At 67.0% G+C, this 19,386-nt stretch carries 19 protein-coding genes; 5 read left to right on the top strand and 14 right to left on the bottom strand.

Going from position 1 to position 19,386, the window contains the following annotated elements; all coding sequences use genetic code 11:
* The first annotated feature begins 14 nt into the window (after positions 1-14).
* The gene (gene purD, locus E5790_RS12030; RefSeq protein ID WP_014648625.1) at positions 15-1,298 is read left to right on the top strand and encodes a phosphoribosylamine--glycine ligase; all 1,284 of its coding nucleotides are present in this window, start codon (positions 15-17) and stop codon (positions 1,296-1,298) included.
* A 78-nt stretch (positions 1,299-1,376) separates the two neighbouring features.
* Here the strand turns inward: purD and E5790_RS12025 are convergent, their stop codons facing one another.
* The 8 genes from E5790_RS12025 to rhlB all read right to left on the bottom strand — a co-directional run bounded on the left by E5790_RS12025 (position 1,377) and on the right by rhlB (position 8,489).
* Complete coding sequence (locus tag E5790_RS12025) at positions 1,377-1,709, bottom strand: DNA-binding transcriptional regulator (protein ID WP_111205603.1); 333 nt, start codon at positions 1,707-1,709, stop codon at positions 1,377-1,379.
* A complete protein-coding gene (locus tag E5790_RS12020; protein WP_247594913.1) occupies positions 1,693-2,076 on the bottom strand; it encodes a type II toxin-antitoxin system RelE/ParE family toxin in 384 nt (127 codons plus the stop codon). Before E5790_RS12020 ends, E5790_RS12025 begins: the two co-directional genes overlap by 17 nt.
* Positions 2,077-2,251: 175 nt before the next feature.
* Positions 2,252-3,127: an RNA polymerase sigma factor RpoH gene (rpoH, locus tag E5790_RS12015; RefSeq protein ID WP_005411269.1), complete on the bottom strand. Its 876-nt coding sequence runs from the start codon at positions 3,125-3,127 to the stop codon at positions 2,252-2,254.
* Between the two features lie 278 nt (positions 3,128-3,405).
* Entirely contained in the window at positions 3,406-4,119 is a 714-nt protein-coding gene (gene ung, locus E5790_RS12010; protein WP_111205605.1) for a uracil-DNA glycosylase, read from the bottom strand.
* Positions 4,116-4,958 carry a response regulator gene (locus E5790_RS12005; protein ID WP_019660837.1) on the bottom strand — a complete coding sequence of 281 codons (843 nt, stop codon included), beginning with the start codon at positions 4,956-4,958 and terminating at the stop codon, positions 4,116-4,118. Before E5790_RS12005 ends, ung begins: the two co-directional genes overlap by 4 nt.
* 7 nt (positions 4,959-4,965) lie before the next feature.
* Complete coding sequence (gene ftsX / locus E5790_RS12000) at positions 4,966-5,913, bottom strand: permease-like cell division protein FtsX (RefSeq protein ID WP_032961674.1); 948 nt, start codon at positions 5,911-5,913, stop codon at positions 4,966-4,968.
* 3 nt (positions 5,914-5,916) lie between these two features.
* A complete protein-coding gene (gene ftsE, locus E5790_RS11995; protein WP_014648630.1) occupies positions 5,917-6,603 on the bottom strand; it encodes a cell division ATP-binding protein FtsE in 687 nt (228 codons plus the stop codon).
* 164 nt (positions 6,604-6,767) lie between these two features.
* On the bottom strand, positions 6,768-8,489 hold the full coding sequence (gene rhlB, locus E5790_RS11990) for an ATP-dependent RNA helicase RhlB (RefSeq protein WP_111205606.1): 1,722 nt from the start codon (positions 8,487-8,489) through the stop codon (positions 6,768-6,770).
* Positions 8,490-8,997: 508 nt separating this feature from the next.
* Here rhlB and trxA point away from each other — a divergent pair.
* From trxA to E5790_RS11970, 3 genes are all read left to right on the top strand, one after another.
* A complete protein-coding gene (trxA, locus tag E5790_RS11980) occupies positions 8,998-9,327 on the top strand; it encodes a thioredoxin (protein ID WP_005411275.1) in 330 nt (109 codons plus the stop codon).
* A gap of 227 nt (positions 9,328-9,554) precedes the next feature.
* Positions 9,555-11,300, top strand: coding sequence for a transcription termination factor Rho (gene rho, locus E5790_RS11975; RefSeq protein ID WP_046429862.1), 1,746 nt, complete (start codon positions 9,555-9,557; stop codon positions 11,298-11,300).
* Between the two features lie 208 nt (positions 11,301-11,508).
* Entirely contained in the window at positions 11,509-13,083 is a 1,575-nt protein-coding gene (locus E5790_RS11970) for a sensor domain-containing diguanylate cyclase (RefSeq protein WP_014648635.1), read from the top strand.
* 39 nt (positions 13,084-13,122) lie between these two features.
* Here the strand turns inward: E5790_RS11970 and E5790_RS11965 are convergent, their stop codons facing one another.
* Together E5790_RS11965 and aceK are read right to left on the bottom strand one after the other, a co-directional pair.
* On the bottom strand, positions 13,123-14,013 hold the full coding sequence (locus E5790_RS11965; RefSeq protein ID WP_111205608.1) for an energy transducer TonB: 891 nt from the start codon (positions 14,011-14,013) through the stop codon (positions 13,123-13,125).
* 80 nt (positions 14,014-14,093) lie between these two features.
* Entirely contained in the window at positions 14,094-15,824 is a 1,731-nt protein-coding gene (gene aceK, locus E5790_RS11960; RefSeq protein ID WP_111205609.1) for a bifunctional isocitrate dehydrogenase kinase/phosphatase, read from the bottom strand.
* Between the two features lie 155 nt (positions 15,825-15,979).
* Here aceK and E5790_RS11955 point away from each other — a divergent pair, with 155 nt between their 5' ends.
* Positions 15,980-16,726, top strand: a complete 747-nt coding sequence (locus tag E5790_RS11955) for a KilA-N domain-containing protein (protein ID WP_014648638.1) — start codon at positions 15,980-15,982, stop codon at positions 16,724-16,726.
* Between the two features lie 74 nt (positions 16,727-16,800).
* On the opposite strand, the gene E5790_RS11950 is transcribed toward E5790_RS11955, so the two are convergent.
* Genes E5790_RS11950 through E5790_RS11935 form a run of 4 tightly spaced genes read right to left on the bottom strand, consistent with a single transcriptional unit; the run spans position 16,801 to position 19,129 of the window.
* Entirely contained in the window at positions 16,801-17,160 is a 360-nt protein-coding gene (locus E5790_RS11950) for a hypothetical protein (RefSeq protein ID WP_014648639.1), read from the bottom strand.
* A 53-nt stretch (positions 17,161-17,213) separates the two neighbouring features.
* Entirely contained in the window at positions 17,214-17,630 is a 417-nt protein-coding gene (locus E5790_RS11945) for a roadblock/LC7 domain-containing protein (RefSeq protein ID WP_014648640.1), read from the bottom strand.
* Positions 17,623-18,171 carry an ATP/GTP-binding protein gene (locus tag E5790_RS11940; RefSeq protein WP_014648641.1) on the bottom strand — a complete coding sequence of 183 codons (549 nt, stop codon included), beginning with the start codon at positions 18,169-18,171 and terminating at the stop codon, positions 17,623-17,625. The genes E5790_RS11945 and E5790_RS11940 overlap by 8 nt, the downstream gene beginning before the upstream one ends.
* Complete coding sequence (locus tag E5790_RS11935) at positions 18,164-19,129, bottom strand: hypothetical protein (protein ID WP_075076478.1); 966 nt, start codon at positions 19,127-19,129, stop codon at positions 18,164-18,166. Before E5790_RS11935 ends, E5790_RS11940 begins: the two co-directional genes overlap by 8 nt.
* Between the last annotated feature and the right edge of the window lie 257 nt (positions 19,130-19,386).

Here is a 19,386-nt window from a genome sequence, read left to right as displayed (position 1 = left end):
GAGAACCCTGTCCCATGAAGATCCTCGTCATCGGCTCTGGCGGCCGCGAACACGCCCTGGCATGGAAGCTGGCCCAGTCCTCCCGTGTCACCGAAGTGATCGTGGCGCCCGGCAACGCCGGTACCGCCAGCGAAGACACGTGCCGCAACGTGGCAGTCAAGGTCACCGATATCGACGGCCTGCTGGCGCTGGCCCAGGCCGAAGGCGTAGCGCTGACCGTGGTAGGCCCGGAAGTACCGCTGGTGGCCGGCGTGGTCGACCGCTTCCGCGCCGCCGGCCTGCGCATCTTCGGGCCGACCGCCGCCGCCGCGCAGCTGGAAGGCAGCAAGGCCTACGCCAAGGACTTCCTGGCCCGCCACAACATCCCCACCGCGTACTACGCCGTGCACAGCGACGTGGACGCCGCGCTGGCATATGTACGCGAGAAGGGCGCACCGATCGTGGTCAAGGCCGATGGCCTGGCCGCCGGCAAGGGCGTGATCGTGGCGATGAGCCTGACCGAGGCTGAGGACGCGGTGCGTGACATGCTGTCCGGCAACGCGTTTGGCGATGCCGGTGCGCGCGTGGTCATCGAGGAATTCCTCGACGGTGAGGAAGCCAGCTTCATTTCGATGGTGGACGGCGTGCATGCGCTGCCGATGGCCACCTCGCAGGACCACAAGCGCGTCGGCGACGGCGACACCGGCCCGAATACCGGCGGCATGGGCGCCTATTCGCCGGCCCCGGTGGTGACGCCGGAGGTGCATGCACGGGTGATGCGCGAGGTGGTGAACCCCACCGTGCAGGGCATGATTGCCGACGGCATCCCGTTCACCGGTTTCCTCTACGCCGGCCTGATGATCGATGCCAGCGGCGCACCGAAGGTGATCGAATTCAACGTGCGCTTTGGCGACCCGGAAACCCAGCCAGTGATGCTGCGCCTGCAGTCGGACCTGGTCGAGCTGGTGGAAGCGGCTATCGATGGCCGCCTGGATGAGGTCGAAGCGCAGTGGGACGCGCGCCCGTCGCTGGGCGTGGTGCTGGCGGCCAGGCCGTACCCGGAAGCGCCGATCACCGGTGACGTGATTTCCGGCCTGGACGACGTGCCGGCCAGTGCCAAGGTGTTCCATGCCGGTACGGCATTGGATGCGCAGGGCCACGTGGTCAGTGCGGGCGGTCGCGTGCTGTGCGTGGCCGCACTGGGCGACAGCGTGCGCGACGCGCAGGCCAATGCCTATGCCGGCGTGGCCAAGGTGAGCTGGGCCAACGCGTTCCACCGCAACGACATTGGTTGGCGCGCGATCGCACGCGAGGGGTGAGGCACACCCCCGCTTCCATGCATGGCGCGGATTGAATACCACAGTAAAGCAAAGGCCCGGCATTGCCGGGCCTTTGCTTTACAGGACTGCTTCGAGACCCTTCCGATCAATCAGGTTCAAAAGCTTCAGCGACGGCCCGCTCGGCTTCTTCCCGCCCTGTTCCCAGCTACGGACCGTCGAAACGCTGGTGTTGAGCACACCTGCGAACACCGGCTGGCTAAGTTCCAACGACGTGCGAAGTGCACGGATCTGGGCGCTGCTGTATTCGGGCACAGGCCTCAGACAAAGCGCCTCGTACATGCTCATGCGCCGCTTGTCGATGAAGCCGCTGGCGTAAAGGCCCGCCTCGCCTTCATGCACCGCATCGAGGATCGCACTCTTTGCACGTCCATGTTCAACCGTCTTTGTCATGGCAAATCTCCTGCAGTTCTCCGCAGATAACTGCCCTGTCCAACTGTTCAGGGCTCATTCTCAAGAACTCAGACGCATACGGCTGAAGGGCGTCCCGTTCCGCACTACTGATGGTCGCGCGCGCGTTCTTCTCGTAGCAGAAGAGAAAGAACCAGTAGCGCCCCACCCTAGTTGCGACAATAACGCGGGCGCTACCGCGCTTTCCGCGGCCCGGCAGCACAACCCGCTTTTTGAGAAGGCCGCCCCCTATATCTGCATCAATCAGTCCTTGACGCATTTCCACCACCGCGCGGCACAAGGCTCTATCGGTCAGTGAAGAACGTCGTGTACTGCGGTTGAAGCTTCGAGTGCGGAAGACACGTGACATGATCATACCGTGCCACCGAGTGGTACGGCGTGAAAATCAGCGTCCAGCGCATGCTCCGGTCGGCGCAGCTGCCGCCCTGGCGCCAGGATTGATCCACGCCATGCGTGGATGCGCTCCAGAAACAAAAAGGCCCGGCATCTCCGCCGGGCCCTTCTTCAATCCAACGCCACCCCGCTTACGCGGTGAACAGCGCCTTCATCTTCTTCAGCGCGTTCGCTTCAACCTGGCGGATGCGCTCGGCCGACACGCCGTACTCGTCGGCCAGTTCCTGCAGCGTCACCTTGCTGTCCGCGTCCAGCCAGCGGCGGCGGATGATGTCGCGCGAGCGGGCATCCAGTTCCGCCAGGCCTTCGCGCAGCAGCTGCATCTGGTTGTCTTCGCTGTCCTCGCGCTCGTAGGCCATCGACGGGTCTTCGTCATCGGCAACCAGGAACGCAGCCGGCGACGGCGGCGCGTGCTCGTTGTCCTCGTCGGTCGGCGCATCGAACCCGATATCGCGACCCGACAGGCGCGACTCCATTTCCATGACCTCGCGCTCGGACACGTTCAGGTCCTTGGCCACCGCGCTCACTTCCGCCGCGTTCATCCAGCCCAGGCGCGTCTTCGACTTGCGCAGGTTGAAGAACAGCTTGCGCTGCGCCTTGGTGGTGGCGACCTTCACGATGCGCCAGTTCTTCAGGATGAACTCGTGCATCTCGGCACGGATCCAGTGCACGGCGAAGGAGACCAGGCGCACGCCCATGTCCGGGTCGAAGCGCTTGACCGCCTTCATCAGGCCGATGTTGCCTTCCTGGATCAGGTCACCCAGGGCAAGGCCGTAGCCGTTGTAGCCGCGGGCCACGTGCACCACGAAGCGCAGGTGCGAATGCACCAGCTCGCGGGCAGCGTCCAGATCGTTGCCGTCGCGGAAGCGACGGGCCAGGTCCTGTTCGTCATCGACCGACAGCACCGGGATCTGGTGCACGGCACCGATGTAGGCGTCCAGCGAACCGAGCGCACTGGGAATCGGGAGATTGTTTGCCACAAGGGCAGTAGAGGTGTTCTGGCTCATAGGCACCCATCTTAGCAGTCCGGGATTTGGACTGCTAAAGGAGGAAAAAGTTCCAGCATCCCATTGATGCAACACTGGTCCCAAACAGAGCCCTACCGTAGCGCGATTTGATGACAGTGGCGAGCATGCTTTTCGGGATTCACAATCCCTTGGAATTCAAGCAATTACCTGCCGTAAAGCGGCCGATTCCGGTCAAGCGGAGCTGAACGGGCCGTTCTGAAGGCCCATTCAGGCCCGGGAACGTTGCCCGGTGTTCAGGCCCAGCGGCCCGCCGGCCCTCAGAGTGCCGAGCGCGGCGGCAGCGACCAGTCGATCGGGGCCTGGCCGCGGCGCTGCAGGTACTCGTTGGCCATCGAGAAATGACGACAGCCGAGGAAGCCCCGATGGGCCGAAAGCGGCGACGGATGCGGCGACTTCAGCACGCGATGGCGGCGGGTGTCGATCACCTTGCCCTTCTGCTGCGCATAGGCGCCCCAGAGCATGAACACCAGCCCTTCGCGCTCGCGGTTGAGCACATCCACCACGTGGTCGGTGAAGCCTTCCCAGCCACGACCCTGGTGCGCACCGGCCTTGCCCTCTTCCACCGTCAGTACCGCATTGAGCAGCAGCACGCCACGCTGCGCCCACGGAATCAGGCAGCCGTGGTCCGGACGCGGGATACCGAGATCGCTCTCCATCTCCTTGTAGATGTTCAGCAGCGACGGCGGCACCGGCACGCCCGGCGGCACCGAGAAACTCAGGCCATGTGCCTGGCCGCGACCGTGGTACGGGTCCTGCCCGAGGATCACCACCTTCACCTGCTCGAACGGCGTGGCGTCGAACGCAGCGAAGATCTGCGGGCCGGGCGGGAACACCGCCGCGCCACTGGCCTTGCGCTGGCGCAGGAAGCTGGACAGCTCGCGCATCTGCGGCTGCAACAGGTAATCGCCGACATGCTGCTTCCAGCTCGGTTCCAGCTGGATCGTCGGGGTGTCGGCTACTTCATCCATCATCGCAACAGAGGTCCATCGTTCAATCGGGCCAGCCTCAGCTGGAACAGCACCTTGGTGACCAGCAGCCGTTCTTCGATCGGCTTGAGCACCAGGTCGTTGGCACCGGACTGCAGCAGCCCGGTCTGGTTGTGCGGGTTGCCATCGCCGGTCATCACCAGCACCGGCAGGCGGCGCTTGCCGTAGCCGAAATCCACGCGCACGCGCTGCACCACGTCGCGACCGCTCAGTTCGCCCTTCAGGGTGACGTCGGTCAGCACCAGGTCGATGCGGTGGCGACTGCGGCCCAGCGACTCGGCGGTGAGCAGGGTAAACGCTTCTTCGGCGCTGACCACGTGCAGCACGTTCAACTGCTGGCGTTCCAGCATGCGCTTGGTGGCCTCGGCCACCACGCGGCTGTCCTCGATATAGAGGATGGTGGCGCCGGGGATGGTCTGCGGCTGCACGTAGCCGCGGATGAAGGTCGCCAGTGCTTCATGGCCGAGCGATTTGTCGAAATAGTCGGTGACGTACTCGGTGAAGCGGCGCTGCTCCAGGTGCTGCTGGGCATCGCCGGAGACCACGATCACCGGCACATAGGCCTGGCCGGCCGCTTCGCGCACCATCCGCGCCAGCGCCAGGCCGTCGCCATCGCGCAGGGTCAGCGAGGTCGTCACCAGGTCCACCGGCCCCTGTGCCAGCGCCTGCTGTGCGTCCTCGATGCTGTCGCAGCCGATCACCTCCACGCCCGGCAGGTCACGCTGCAGGACGTCGGCGATCAGCTTGCGCACCAGCTTCGAGCCATCGACCACCATCACCCGCGTCGCGGGCCCTTCAAGGTGTTTCAGCGCTTGCGGTTGCATGCCGGTCTCAGGTGTCGGTCGGGCGGGTCTGGCGGAGGAAGTGGCCGGTGACCAGCCAGGCGCCCAGCCAACCCAGCAGCAGCGTGCCGAGCAGGACCAGGCCGCCGTGCAGCAGGTCCAGGCCGTGCAGTACGAACGGGCTGCCGTAGCTGCGCGAGAGTTCGGCCAGCGGCATGCGCAGGGCGGCACCCGCAGCGCCGATCAGGGCCAGCGCCACCGCGCCGGCGCCCAGGCCGTACCACGCGCCCAGGTACAGGAACGGGCGGCGGATGAAGCCATCGCTGGCGCCGAGCAGCTGCAGCACGCCGATCTCTTCGCGGCGGGCCTGGATGTCCAGGCGCACCGTGTTGCCGACCACCAGCGCGGCACCTGCGCCGAGCAGGACCGACAGCACCTGCACCAGCCGCGCACCGAAGGCAAGCCAGGCATCCAGTCGCTGGCGCCACAGCGCATCGTGCTGCACCAGATCGGCCTCGGGCAGGCTTTCCAGCGCGCGCGCCAGGCGTGCGTCGTCCTTGCCCTGGCCGGGAGTGATCACCAGCAGCGAAGGCAGCGGATTGTCGTTGAGTGCGTCGATCGCCTCACCCAGGCCGGCATCGCGCAGTTCCTGCAGGCCCTGCTCGGGCGTGCGCACGTTCACTTCGGCCACGTCGTCGCGGTCGCGCAGCTGGCCGGCCAGGCGCAGCGCGCCGGGTGCATCGACGTTGCCCTTCAGGAACACGTTGATGTCGCGCGACTGCTGCACGCTGCCGGCGAACTGCTTGAGGTTGTCCAGCGCGATCGACAGGCCCAGCGGCAGCGCCAGCGCCAGCGCCATGACCATCACCGTCAGCAGGGTCGCCCATGGCTTGCGGCAGGCGCGGCCCAGGCTGAACACCACGCTGTGCACGTGGTGCTGGAACCAGACGCCCACGCGCGAGGGGGCGGCGGCTTCGCTGTTTTCGTTCTTCGCCATCGGTTACTCCGCCAGGTCCTGCGGCGAGATGTCATCCACCAGCCGGCCATGGTCGAGGATCAGCACGCGCTTGCGCATGCGGCGCAGCAGCGGCAGGTCGTGGCTGACCACCAGCACGCTGGTGCCGCGCGAGGGCAGCTCGGCGAACAGGGCCATGATCTCCGCCGCCAGGGTCGGGTCGAGGTTGCCGGTCGGCTCATCGGCCACCAGCAGCTTGGGCTCGCCGACGATGGCGCGGGCGATGCCCACGCGCTGCTGCTCGCCGGCCGACAGCTGCGAGGGCAGCGCCTTCTCGCGATGGCCCAGGCCCATCCGCTCCAGCACCGAGCGCACGCGCTTGCTGATGTCGCCACGGCGGGTGCCGCGCAGGATCAGCGGCAGCGCCACGTTCTCGGCGATCGAGCGGTCCATCAGCAGCCGGTGGTCCTGGTAGACCGCGCCCACCGCGCGTCGGTGGCGGGGCACGTCGCCGCCGCGCACCTTCAGCAGGTTGCGCTCGTCGAACACCACCGCGCCGCGGCTGGGCCGCTCGTCGAGGTGGATCAACTTGAGCAGGGTGCTCTTGCCCGCACCGGAATGGCCGGTGACGAACAGCATCTCGCCCGGCGCGACCTCGAAGCTGACATCGATCAGCGCCTCGTGGCCACCGGCGTACTGTTTGCTGACATTGTCGAAGCGCAGGACACTCATGCCCCGATTATGCAGGAGCGGCGCGACCTCGTGGAGACGGTCGCGCCGATCGGTAGTGCCGGCCGCTGGCCGGCAGCCATGTGGGTTGCCGGCCAGCGGCCGGCACTACCGGTCAAGGTCACCCGACCAACGGTCGGGGGCTACCCGCTGATCGAAAGCGCCGATCAGCTGCCCGACAGCATCCGGCGGATCTTGCGGCCGATGCGGGTCAGGAACGAATCGCCGCTGTCGCCCGCCGTGCGCACCGGCTTGGCCACCACCTGCACCGGGGTCACCGGGCTGGCGCCGTTGCCGGCGTTGGCCTGCACGCCCTCGCCACCCTCGACCGGACGGCCGTGGCGACGACGACGGCGCTTGCGCGGCTTGCGCTCGCCATCCACGGCACCTTCCGGCGCGCCCTCGGCGCGGGGCGGGCGCGGCGGACGCGGAGCCTGGGCGACAGCGGCTTCAGCACCTTCGGCCGGGGCAGCTGCAACCTGCTCGCCTTCCACGCGCGGCTTGCGCGGGCCACGCGAACGGCGCTCGCCGCTGCGCTCACCGTCGCGACGCTCGCCACGGCCACCGCCGGAGCGGCCCCCACTGCGACCACCACCACGGCGCTCTTCTTCAGCGGCGCGGGCTTCGCGCGCTTCACGGAAGATCTGGCCGACGCTCTCGTTCTCCTCACCTTCCTCGCCAGCAGCCGGGGCCGGGCGTTCCGGGCGCGGCAGCGGCGTCAACAGTTCCTTGGTGACCGGCTCGGACGGGATCTTCTGCTCGATGTAGGCCTCGATGTCCGGCAGGCCCATCGCGTAGCGTTCGCAGGCGAAGCTGATCGCATCACCCTCTTCGCCCAGGCGCGCGGTACGACCGATGCGGTGCACGTAGTCTTCGGCGTCGAACGGCAGGTCGTAGTTGTAGACGTACTTGATGCCGTCGATGTGCAGGCCACGCGCGGCCACGTCGGTGGCCACCAGGATTTCCAGCTGGCCCTTCTGGAAGCGGTTGAGCAGGCTCTCACGCTTCTTCTGCGGCACGTCGCCGGACAGCACGCCGACGCGGTAGCCGGCCTTTTCCAGCGAGCGGGCGACGCGCTCGACGAACACCTTGGTATTGACGAACACCATGGTGCGCGCGCCTTCACTGCGCGACAGCAGGCCCAGCAGCAGCGGGATCTTCTCGTCGTCGGCCGGGAAATAGATGCGCTGGCGCACGCGCGCAGCGGTGATGGTCTCGGCTTCGACCACCAGCTTCTGCGGCTCGTTCATGTGCTCGTAGGCCAGCTCCAGCACGCGATGGCTGAGGGTGGCACTGAACAGCAGGGTCTGGCGGATGGTGCGTTCCGGCATGCGGCGCAGCAGGAAGCGGATGTCCTTGATGAAGCCCAGATCGAACATGCGATCGGCTTCGTCCAGCACGCAGATCTCGCAGGCGTGCAGCGAAACCACCTTGTGCTGCTTGACGTAGTCGATCAGGCGACCCGGGGTGGCGATGATCACGTCCACGCCCTGCTGCAGCAGCTCACGCTGCTTGTCGTAATCCACGCCACCGTAGACCAGCGCGAAACGCAGGCCCAGGTCGGAACCGAACTTCACCGCATCCTTGTGGATCTGGATGGCCAGTTCGCGGGTCGGGGCAAGGATCAGCGCACGCGGATCCTCCGGCTTGCGGTCGGCCAGCGCCGGGCGGGTCAGCAGGCGGTTCACGACAGCGACCAGGAAGGCCAGGGTCTTGCCGGTGCCGGTCTGGGCCTGGCCGGCAACATCACCGCCGGGCAGCGCGACCGGCAGGGTCAGCGCCTGGATCGGGGTGCAGCGGGTGAATCCGGCTCCTTCAAGGCCGGCCTGCAGGGCCGGATGCAGCTCGAAGGAGGAGAAGGTCAAATCGGTCAGCGGTTTGTCGCTCATGAGTCCGTCTTGGTATGGCCGCCGGCCCGTGGGGCGGCTGGCACTTCATCGTCTAGGGGCACCGTCGCAAACTGCGGCCCCTGCGGCGGGTTGGCAGGCTGGGACCACCGGTCCGCGCGCCGCACAATGCCCCAGTTTACCGCACTCGGGCAGGCAAACCGGAATGCGGCGTCTCATAGCGTCCAGAGACGCCACCTTCACCCAGCCACACCGGACTTGAACGGCCTGCCCGGGTTCGCTGGTGTCGCCCACTGCCAGCCCCATGTACAGGAAGACAGTGAAATCCGACACATACCGGCCATCGAAGCGATCACGATACGCTGGGTTCCAACCGGCGCCTGTCCCTGCCCTGCGATAGGGGTACACTGCCGGCCGTGAGCGTCCAGGCATCCCGCCGAACGCACCGCGGCAGTGCGCCGCGAGGCAACGACGAGGGTCGCGCCACCGGGCATGGCCCAGTTCACCCACCTCCGGCATGGCCGGGTGCAATCCAAGACGAGAAACCAAGATGAGCGACAAGGTTGTACATGTCGGCGACGCCGACTTCGATAGCGCAGTGCTGAATTCCAAGGAACCGGTGCTGGTCGATTTCTGGGCCGAGTGGTGTGGCCCCTGCAAGATGATCGCCCCGGCGCTGGACGAACTGGCCGATGCCTACCAGGGCCGCGCCAAGATCGCCAAGGTCAACGTCGACCACAACCGCGCACTGGCCGCCAAGTACCACGTGCGTTCGATTCCGTACCTGGTCGTGTTCAAGGACGGCGAGAAGGTCGGCGAGCAGATCGGTGCGGTGGGCAAGGCTCAGCTGGCCGGCCTGCTGGACAAGGCCCTGGCCTGATCCTGCTGTTCCCGGCAGCCGCTGCCCGCGGCTGCCGGCGGGCGCCCCGCGTCCATCATGAATGCTGTTCCCGGCGACCCTTGCATGCCGCCGCAGGCCGATGATAGTGTCGGCATATCCGGCCGCGCTCGCGTGCCGCACCCTCTGGACGCAGTTTCTTCCAGACCCATTCCCAACGTTCGCCGCCCCAGCCGGGCGCTCGCACCTTCAAGCGAGGAATAACGCTCTTGTCCGATAACACTTCCGAAACCGGCAGCGCCGATGCGCCCGCCGAAAAGCGCGTGCGCAAGCCCCGCGTGAGCAAGGCCGCCGCCCCGGCAGCCGCCGAAACCAGCGCCGCTCCGGCGCAACCGACCCTGCCGCTGGCAGCCGCGCCCGAAGCGCCGGCACCGGCTGCAGCCGCCCCCGCGCCGAGCGCGCCTGCCACTGAAGCCCCCGCCTCCGGCGGCGGTGAGGGTGGCGAAGGCCGCGAATCCGGACAGCGCCAGCAGAACCACCAGGGCGGTGGGCAGCACCAGGGCCAGGGTCAGAACAACAACCCCTACAACCAGAACGGCCAGCAGGGCCAGGGCAATCGCCGCGACCGTTTCCGCAACCGTCGCGACCGCGACCGCAACCGCGGTGGCCGCGATGACGGCATGCCGCAGGACGGCGGCGAGCAGCAGCCCTTCGTGCCGCGCCCGCACGCCAACGTGCCCGAGGGCTTCCCGGTCTACTCGCTGAGCGACCTCAAGCGCATGCCGGCACAGAAGCTGCTGGAGATCGCCGAGCAGCTGCAGATCTCCGAAGGCGTGGCCCGTGCCCGCAAGCAGGACGTGATCTTCGCCCTGCTCAAGGTGCTGACCCGCCACGGCGACGGCGTTGCCGCCGATGGCGTGCTGGAAATCCTGCCGGACGGCTTCGGCTTCCTGCGCGCGGCCGAAGCCAGCTACCTGGCCGGCCCGGACGACACCTACATCTCGCCCAGCCAGATCCGCCGCTTCAACCTGCGCACCGGCGACCACATCTCCGGCCGCATCCGCTTCCCGAAGGACGGCGAGCGCTACTTCGCGCTGAACATCGTCGACACCATCAACGGTGAGCCGATCGAAGCGTCGAAGAACAAGGTGCTGTTCGAGAACCTGACCGCGCTGTTCCCGCGCCGCCGCTTCACCCTGGAGCGTGGCAACGGTTCGTCGGAAGACATTACCGGCCGCATCCTCGATCTGATGGCGCCGCAGGGCAAGGGCCAGCGCTCGCTCATCGTGTCCCAGCCGAAGGCCGGCAAGACGATGATGATGCAGCAGGTCGCCACTGCCATCACCACCAACCATCCGGACGTGCACCTGATCGTGCTGCTGATCGACGAACGCCCGGAAGAAGTGACCGAAATGCAGCGCACCGTGCGCGGCGAGGTCATCAGCTCGACCTTCGACGAGCCGGCCGCGCGCCACGTGCAGGTGGCCGAAATGGTCATCGAGCGCGCCAAGCGCCTGGTCGAGCACAAGAAGGACGTGGTGATCCTGCTCGACTCGATCACCCGCCTGGCTCGCGCCTACAACAACGTGGTGCCGAGCTCGGGCAAGGTGCTGACCGGTGGTGTGGACGCCAACGCCCTGCACCGCCCGAAGCGCTTCTTCGGTGCCGCGCGGAACGTGGAGGAAGGCGGCAGCCTGACCATCATCGCCACCGCGCTGGTCGACACCGGCTCGAAGATGGACGAGGTGATCTACGAAGAGTTCAAGGGCACCGGCAACAGCGAAGTGCACCTGAGCCGCCGTATCGCTGAAAAGCGCGTGTTCCCGGCCATCGACATCAACCGTTCCGGCACCCGCCGCGAGGACCTGCTGATCGAGCCGGAACTGCTGCAGAAGATCTGGATCCTGCGCAAGCTGCTGCATCCGATGGATGAAATGGCCGCGATGGAGTTCCTGCTGGACAAGATGAAGAACACCAAGTCCAACGACGAGTTCTTCGGTTCGATGAAGCGCTGATCCACGGCATTGCATCGAAAGGAACCTGCCGCTCGCTGCGGCAGGTTTTTTTTTGCCTGCAGGGCGACCCACTTCACTTTGCCGCCGCCGACTTTTGGCGATAATCCGCCCGATACCCTGCCCGGCCCTGCGGGCGTGGCCACCGATTCCGCTGTCGCCCCTTCCGGAGAACCGGTCGGGTCCAGCCTCCTGCCGGATCCGTCGACGCATGCGAACGCTGTCTCCCCGCCTCAACCTGGGCAAGCTGATCCTCGCCCTGGCCCTGCTCAGCGCCATCATCGCCCTGGCCAATACCCTGCTGGCCAGCTACCGCGTGCAGCGCGACCAGCTGGTCGGCAATACCCTGGAAGCCAACCGCGTCTATGCCACCAAGCTGGCCGAGACCACCCAGAACTTCCTGCTGGCCGCACAGCAGGAGCTGGCCTACGCCGCCACCCGGCTCGGCCAGAGTGACCTCGATCCGGCACAGGCACAGGACGAGGCCAGCCGCCTGCAGCTGCAGACCAACAGCTTCAATTCCTCGCTGGTGGTGGACGCCGACGGCCTGGTGATCGCCACCTCGCCGCAGACCCTGCAGCTGCAGGGCGAGATCCTGCACAGCGTCGGCAACAATGCCGCATTGGCCGCACGCCAGCCGATGATCAGCGACCCGTACCAGTCGACCACAGGCAAGCTGCTGGTCTCGCTGTCGCACCCGATCTTCGACCGCCAGGGCCACTATCGCGGCTACGTCAGCGGCACCCTGTACCTGCGCCAGCGCAGCGCGCTGCATACGCTGCTGGGCAAGCACTACTACCGCGACGGCTCCTACCTGTACGTGGTCGACCGCCATGGCCGCCTGCTGTACCACGCCGACGGCAAGCGGGTCGGCGACTACGTGGTCGGCAACCCGGCGGTGAAGGCGGTGGTGCGCGGTGAGCGCGGCGCGCAGCAGGTCCGTAACAACCTGGGCGTGTCGATGCTGGCCGGTTACGCGCCGGTACCGGTCACCGGCTGGGGCATCATCGCCCAGCGGCCGACCGAGGCCACATTGCAGCCGTTGTCAAGGTTGATGACCGCGGTGATCTGGAACGCGATCCCGCTCGGCCTGCTGTCACTGCTGATCACCTGGTGGTTCGCCCGACGCATCTCGATGCCGCTGTGGCAGCTGGCGCGCAACGTGCAGGGTGGCGAGGACACCGGCAGCGCGATCAACCACGTCAGCGGCATCCGCGCGTGGTACTTCGAGGTTGCCCAGCTCAAGCAGGCGGTCCTGCACAGCTTCAACGCCCTGCAGGACCGCATTGGCACACTCAACCGCGCCAACCGTACCGATCCGCTGACCGGCCTGCTCAATCGCCGCGGCCTGCAGCAGGCGCTGGATGCGCTGCAGGTGCAGGGCATTCCGTTCGCGATCCTGGCGCTGGACATCGATCGCTTCAAATCGATCAACGACAGCCACGGCCATGACGTCGGTGACGCCGCCATCGTCCATATCGCCGACCAGATGCGCCGCTACTCGCGCGACAGCGACATCCTCTGCCGTGCCGGTGGCGAGGAATTCCTGCTGCTGCTGCCGGGCATCAGTACCGACTCGGCGCGCCAGGCCGGCGAGCGCCTGCGCCAGCACATCGCCGATCATCCGTTCGAGCCGGTCGGCACCATCACCGTGTCGCTGGGCGTGGCCCACTTCCCCAGCTTCCATGTCGATGCCGAGCAGGCGCTGCGGCTGGCCGACAAGGCCCTGTACATGGCCAAGGAACAGGGCCGCAACCGCGTGGTGGTCTACCCGTACGCGGACTGAAAAGCGGCCGGCCTGGCCGACCGCTCCATCGCACCGGGCTCAGCGCTGCGCCAGCGGCGTCAGCAGGCGCAGGCCGCGCTGGGTGCCATCGACCATGTACACGCCGCCGGCCGGCAGCAGATCACTTCCCGCCTGTCCGGCGCCATCCGGCGTGCGCCAGGGTGCGGCCTGGCGCGGGCCGGGGATGAAGGCACGCCAGCGGCCGTAGCGTTCCGGCTGGCCGTTGTCGCTGTTGTTCAGGGCGAAAGTGACCGGCACGCGCACGGTCCATGAATCCCGCGTGCTGTCCTCGCCGGTGGTCGGCGGCGAAAAGGTCCACTTGCGGGCCGCACTGATACTGGCCTTGGCGAAGATGTCGCGCATCCTGGCCATGGTCCGTTCCGGTGCGACCACGGTCATGTTCACCTGCTCGGCAATGACATCGGCCACGGTGCCGTCGCGTGCGACCTTGACCAGCAGCAGTACGTCACCCTGCCCGCCATTGCGGAAGGCCTCTTCGGGGTAGCGCGGCGGCGGCATGCGCTTCTGGGTGATCGAATCGGTAGCCTTCGGATCATATTCACTGAAGTCGACGCTGGTCATGCTGATCTGGTAGTTGCCGTCTTCCTGCTCCTTGCCACGCAGGCGTACGCGCAGCGGCGCGTGGACGGCCACCGGCGTACCATCACGCAGCGTCGGTTCGAACTGCCAACCGCGGATGGCGCCTTCCACGAACGACACGATGCCGGGTGCGAGCATGGCACGCTGGTCCAGGACCAGCGTGCTGACCGAACCATCGGCCGCCACGTCGATACTGCCCGACAGCACCATGCTCATCTCGGCAGTGGCGCGCACGGCGCGCGCGTTCTGGGCCACGGCATCGGCCGGCAGCAGGGGAGCACCGGCGGCGAACGCCAGGGCCAGCGCAAGGAACAGGGGGGAACGCATCATTGCCGGATCCATGGTGATGAGGTGAACCCCCAGCGTACCGCAGTCCGAGCGGGACCGGCAGGCAGTCCACGCCACGCCGTTCAGGCCAGGCGATGGACCGCCGCATAGGGCGGCGTATCCGGATAATCACCGCTGGCGAAGCGCGCCTGCAGGCCCTGCCACCACGCGGGATCAAACAGGTGCCGGTAATGTTCGCGCACCGCCGCCAGCTCGCCCGCCGGCAGGCCCATGAACGGGCCGAAGCGCTCTGGAAACACGTCGCGTGGCCCGACGTGGAACCAGGGTTCGTCGGCCATGGCTTCCTCCGGCGTGCGCGGCTGCGGCCAGGCGCGGAAGACGCAGTCGCTGACCAGGCACAGCTCGTCATAGTCGTAGAAGACTGCCCGACCATGCCGCGATACGCCGAAGTTCTTCGGCAGCATGTCGCCGGGGAAGATGTTGTTGCGCGCCATGTCGGTGATCGCCTGCGCGTAGTCGAGTACCGCCGCACGCACCGCATCGCCGCCCTGCTCGCGCAGGTACAGGTTCAATGGACGGAAGCGACGCTGCACGTAGCACAGTGCGACTTCCACCTGATCGCCATCGACGCGCACGCTCTGCGCGCACTGCGCAAGCAGCTCCTGCAGCAAGGCCGGTGCGAAGCGGTCGCGCGGGAAACGCAGATGGCGGTACGGCTGCGCATCAAGCAGGCGACCGACACGGTCGAGGTTGAACACCAGCGCATACTTCTCTTCCACCTGCTGCCGCGACATCGACTTCGGCCACGCGAAGCGGTCGCGGATCAGCTTGAACACCAGCGGATAGCTGGGCAGGGTGAACACCGCCATGACCATGCCCGGCGTGCCTTCGGCATGCACCAGCCGCTCCTGCGGATGTTCGTTGAAGTGGCGGAAGAAGGTACGGTAGCGCTCGGTCTTGCCCTGCTTGGCGCGGCCCAGCACCGTATAGATCTCATCAATGGGCTTGCCCGGCAACAGGCTGCGCAGGAACACCACCGCATCGCCCACCGTGGCAAGGTCGGCCTGGAAATAGCTGCGCGACACGCCGAACAGATGGGCGACATCGCGACGCCGGGTCAGCACCGCATCTGCACGCAGGCCCTGCCCATCGTTGACCAGGGCGATCACGCACGGTGAGAAGCGGTGTTCGCCGAACACGCGACCCACCAGGTAGGCGCGGCGCTCCCGGTAGAACACGGTGTCGAGCAGCTCGATGCTGCGCACCGGCGTATCACCCCAGTGGGCCAGATCATCCTGCAGGCGCACAGCGATGGCCGCCGCGCAGCGCAGCTGGTGCGCATACGGAATGTCGAAGCGGTAATCGGCCAGCACGCGCTGGAGAGCCTCCACCGGCCGCGTCGGCGAGACCGCATAGGTATGCCGTGCGACCGGGTGGGTGATCGCATCGGACGGCTCGACATCGAAGGCGATGAACTCCAGCGCCGGGTCCACGCCACGGGTGGAGAACAAGCGCCGCGACAGCGTGTTGTAGAAGGTCTTGTACAGCTCGGCGTCGATCAGCCCCCGCAGCAGTGCGCTATAGCGCGCATGCACCTGCAGCCACAGCGCGCGTTCCCCGATCGCTTCGCCGGCGAGGCGCCGCAGCGCATCCATCTGGTCGGCGATGCACAGGTCGTACAACGCGATGCGCTCGACTGCATCCCGGCGCGCGCCCACCCAGTCGCGCTGCTCGAAACGCTGCCGCGCACGGGCGGTGATCGCCGCAAAGCGGGCGTGATACTGCTCGAAGCCGGCGTGAATGGCGCCGGCGATGCGCGACGCCAAGTCGGCAACGGTGTCAGGCTCGGACATGCAGGGCTCACCCGGGAGGACCTGCCTCACCATACGCTGGCGTGGGGTGGCTTGTGTAGGGCCACTGCATGCCGCGACAAACGCAACGATTCCTACAGACCTGATGCCGCCCTGCTGCCTACCCTTTCAGGCCCAACAACGGCACGAGGTGACGCATGCAGCAAATGACCTTTATTCCGCGCGTGGAGGAAGGCAACGTCATCCCGCAGCGCGCCCGCGACGGCTACATCAGCGCGACCGCCCTGTGCCAGTCCGTCGGCAAGCGCTGGTCCGACTACCGGGCACTGAAATCGACGGAGGAGTTCCTGCAGGAGCTCATGGCGCAGACGAAGCTGTCCGAGAATGAGCTGATCCACGTGGTATCCGGTGGGAACCCGGCCATGCAGGGCACCTGGATCCACCCGTACCTCGCCATCCACCTCGGCCAGTGGCTGTCGCGCAGGTTCGCAGTGAAGGTCTCGCAGTGGGTGGTGGAATGGCAGCAGGGTCGCGCCAATGCGTTGCTGCCCGTGCACATCGACCGCTACATGCAGAACCGTGCCAAGGTGCCGTACACCCATTTCTCGATGCTCAACGAGCTGACGTTGAACCTGATCGCACCGCTGGAGCAGGCGGGCTATACGCTCCCGCAGGCGCTGGTGCCGGACATCTCCGAAGGCCGACTGTTCTGCAAATGGCTGAGGGATCATCGCGGCGTCGACACCGATGCGCTGCCCACGTATGACCACGCCTACCCGGACGGCCGCACGGTGCAGGCCAAGCTGTATCCCAACGAGTTCTACGAGGACTTCCGCCGCCACTTCAACGAAGTGTGGCTGCCAGATCATGCGCCCAGGTACTTCGCCGCACGCGACAGCAAGGCTCTCTCGTTCGTCTCTGCACTGCTGCTTCCAGCAGCCTGAAGGCAGCGCCGAACGTGCTCGGCTGCTTCGGCTGGAAGCAGCCGAGCATGGTCCGGCGCTACGGAGGCGGCCGCTCAGATCGCCAGTTCGGCCTCCACGTCCTGCACCTTGCGCCGGGCCAATGCCAGGTTGGACTTGGTACGGTCCAGCACGATGTAGAAGAACAGGCCCTTCTTCTTCGCCACCGGGCGCATGATGTGGTACGCCTTGCCCAGCGAGATCAGGATGTCCTCGATGCTGTCGTTGAGGTTCAGCGATGCGGCGGTCTTCATCTTCGCGCGGATCACTTCGGTATTGCCGGCGGCGGCCACTTCCATGTCCATGCCAGCACCGGCTTCGCCCAGCAGCATGCCGCTTTCGTAATCGACCAGCGCCACTGCCTGCGCGCCGTCGATGCCCATCAGTGCGTTCAACGAATCATTCAATCCAGCCACGTCGCACCCCTTGTCGATGTTGGTCCGAGCCCCTTGTTCCCCTGCGGCCGGGCTCACGATCCGCCGAGTTCGGCCAGGATCGCCTGGCCACATTCCCTGCTCTGCCACAGCACCTGGCCGATCACGCTGCGCTGGTCGCAGGCCGCCATCAGCAGCAACGGTGCGCGCCCTTCGGCCTGGATCGCCAGCATCAGCACCTTTCCGCCCGCCGCTTCCAGCATCAGTGTCTGCAGATCGCCCAGCACCAGTTCGCGCCCGACCGCCGCAGCCAGCGCCAGCATCGCGCTGGTCATCGCCGCCAGCCGTTCGCCGCGCCCTTCGGCGCCGGCGCTGACCAGGGCAAAGCCATCGACGCTGGCCAGCACGACCGTGCGCACGCCTTCGACCCGCTGCTGCAGGTCCTGCAGCAGGGGCTGCAGGCGCTCACGCTGACCGGCGTCGGGCAGTACCGCCAGCTGCCCGTCAGCCATGTGCAGCCACCAGTGCGTGCGCTTCCATTTCGCTCATCAGTACATCCATCAGCAGCAGTCCCTGTCCTCGGTCACGGGCATCCACGGCCAGCAGCGGCAGCGGCTGGTCGTCAAGGCAGGCACGGATGGCCCAGTCATCCAGTGCGGCCTGCGGTGCCTGGTCCAGGTGGGTGACCGCCACGACCAGAGCCAAGGATGATGCGAACGGCTGCAGCACCTGCAGATAGCCTTCCAGCTCGCTGGCCAGGCCGGCGCGGCGCGCATCCAGCAGCAGCACCGCGCCACGCGCGCCCTGCAGCAGGATCGGCCACAGGAAATCGAAACGCTGCTGGCCGGGTGTGCCGTAGAGACGCAGGCGTTCGCCGTTGGGCAGGTCGATGTCTGCATAGTCCAGCGCCACGGTGGTGGAGGCCTTGTCGGCGCCGAGGCGATCACTGTTGGCCACATCCGTGTCGACCACCGCGCCAGCCGCGATGCTGCGTACCAGCGTCGACTTGCCGCTGCCCATGCCGCCCAGCACGACCACCTTGTGCTCACGCATTGCGCTCGCTCCCGCGCAGGTGCCGCCACAGGCGGGCGAGCAGTCCGTTGTCGGTGCGGGTGCCACCTGCCGCCATCATCAGCGTCGCCGGGGCGGCCTGCAGCTGTGCGTAGCCACACAGATAGGCGGCATGGATGAAATCGCGAACGGCCGCCGCCGGCAGTTCGAGCAGCATCGTGCATTCCTCAACCGTGCACGCACGCTTGAGCAGCAGCGAGCACAGGCGGAAGCCATCGTGGTCATGGCCCAGTACGCGGAAGTCCGGCCAGCGCAGCAGCTTCACCGAGGCGCCGCGCAGGCGCTCGTCCAGCGCCTGCCAATGGCGGCTGCGTTGCGCCCATTGCCACAGCAGTGGCCGCAGCGGCTGGCGTGGCCGCTCGCCGGCCAGGGCCTGCAGGCGCGCCGGTGTCAGCGCGTCCAGCTGCAGGCGCTCAAAGGCATCGGCCAGCCGCTCCACCAGCGCCGCAGCCGGCTCCTGCAACAGCACGGCCTGATCGTGCTCCAGATCCATCAGCAGCAGAGGCTCGCCCGCATCACCCAGCAGTGCCTGGCCCTGTCGCAGCGGCAGCCGCTCGCGCAGCAGGCGGGTGATGGCGTGCGCGCCATCTGCCAGGCGGATCGGCGCAGGTGTCTGCATGGCCAGGGGCTCCGGTGCCAACTGCATGCGACGCAACGCGCGACCGATGGCACCGTCATCAAGCACGTCCTGATGCCCGTCGCCATCACGCAGCTGGCCGCCGATGTCCTCGATCCAGCACTGCAGGCGCGGACGTTGCTGCCGCATGCGCTGGGCGGCGTTGCGCAGCGCCGGGGTATCGCGGATGACCAGCAGATCACAATCGTCCAGATCCTGGCTGCGGCGGACCTGGCCATCCGGCAGCGCCGAGGCCAGGCGCAGCCGTTGCAGCAGGGCCTGCTCGCCCTGGATATCGGTTCCCACTACCAGCACGCGTGCCATCCGTGTTCCCCGTGCGGCCACCTCCCCGGTGGCCTCGCGTCGTCAAGGCTAGGGCATCGCCAGCGGCGGCCGTCGTGATCGATTGCTCAGATTCAAGGCGACTGCGAAACGGCGCCGATCCATTCTGCGACCGCCATCGCGGGCAAGTTTCATGCCCCGTTGACGGCATTCCGACGACCGACGGATGTCACGGTTCTGGACACGGGTCGAATGGGGTCAGATCCCTTTTGCTTGCAAAAGGGATCTGACCCCAGCGC

Origin of the sequence: Stenotrophomonas sp. PAMC25021, from assembly GCF_004795795.1 — a bacterium.
In the GTDB taxonomy this organism is placed as follows: Bacteria; Pseudomonadota; Gammaproteobacteria; order Xanthomonadales; family Xanthomonadaceae; genus Stenotrophomonas; species Stenotrophomonas muris.
This window is presented reverse-complemented; position numbering and strand designations above follow the sequence as displayed.